The organism is Oleiphilus sp. HI0086, from assembly GCF_001635225.1.
In genome coordinates, this window is the sequence record NZ_LWFZ01000023.1 from 1 (window position 1) to 1098 (window position 1098).

Annotated in this window: 2 protein-coding genes; both read left to right on the top strand. The window is 45.6% G+C overall.

Annotation, left to right across the window (positions count from 1 at the left end):
* A partial coding sequence (locus tag A3756_RS26930) for a hypothetical protein (protein WP_197481069.1) occupies positions 1-422 on the top strand: 422 nt, incomplete at its 5' end.
* A partial coding sequence (locus tag A3756_RS00430) for a phosphotransferase (protein ID WP_156490133.1) occupies positions 419-1098 on the top strand: 680 nt, incomplete at its 3' end. The genes A3756_RS26930 and A3756_RS00430, both read left to right, overlap by 4 nt.

The following is a 1098-nucleotide window of genomic DNA, read 5'->3' on the forward strand; positions in this document are numbered from 1 at the left end:
AAAACCGTCAATATAAAGGTGCAAACTCAATGTTCCCCGATATGCCTGGTAAGCCTTCAGCATCCTTGCTTAAAATCACCTACCTTATTTATGCCTTACATATTTTTAGTGCTATAAGTGGCCTGTTAACGCCAGCGTTTATTCTGACGGCTTTCCTTACCGGCTGGCCTTCGATCATAGCATTGGTTATGAGCTATATCTGGCGGGGTGATGCCGACGGTACCTTCTTGTATTCCCACTTTGACTGGTTAATCACAACTTTCTGGAAAGCCTTGGTTGGTTTAGTCATTGCCTGGATTCTGATCGTGACCATTATTGGCGCAATCATTGGGGTTCCTATTATGTTGGCAGTTGGCGTTTGGGTACTTTACCGATTAGGAAAGGGGCTATTTGCTTTGAATGATAGGCGCCACCTAGCATGAGCCATTCGCTATCGTCTCAAATTTTAAACGTGACCAGGGCTCGTTCTATTATTAAGCTTGAAGATATCCAAAGCTTATGGAGTGGTTACGGAGTAATTAGCCGGTACAAGTTGGAAGGCTGTCAGGCAAGCCAAGTCATCGTAAAACACGTTAAGCTTCCTGAAAAAAGTCAGCACCCCAGAGGCTGGAATACTCAGCGCTCTCATCAACGAAAAATATACTCCTATCAAGTTGAGTGTGCCTGGTATAGAGATTTTAGCGCACTATGCGATGAATCTAGCAGAGTCCCAAAGTGCTTGGACACTGCAAGCTCTGAGGGTGAGTTTTTAATCATCATGGAAGACCTTGCAGCCGAAGGTTTTCCTATTGTAAAAGAGTCAGCAAAGCTTACAGACATGCACACTTGCTTGGGCTGGCTAGCTAACTTCCATGCCAAATTTATGGGGCACGCACCCGACTCTTTATGGAAAACAGGGACATATTGGCACCTCGATACTCGCCCTGATGAGCTTGAAGCACTAGAAGATCAAGCACTAAAGAGCGCTGCCTCACGAATCGACTTCGCACTCGCAAGCAGCCCTTATCAAACCTTCGTACATGGCGACGCCAAGTTGGCAAACTTTTGCTTCTCTGAAGATGGCAAGTCTGTAGCAGCTGTAGACTTTCAATACGTAGG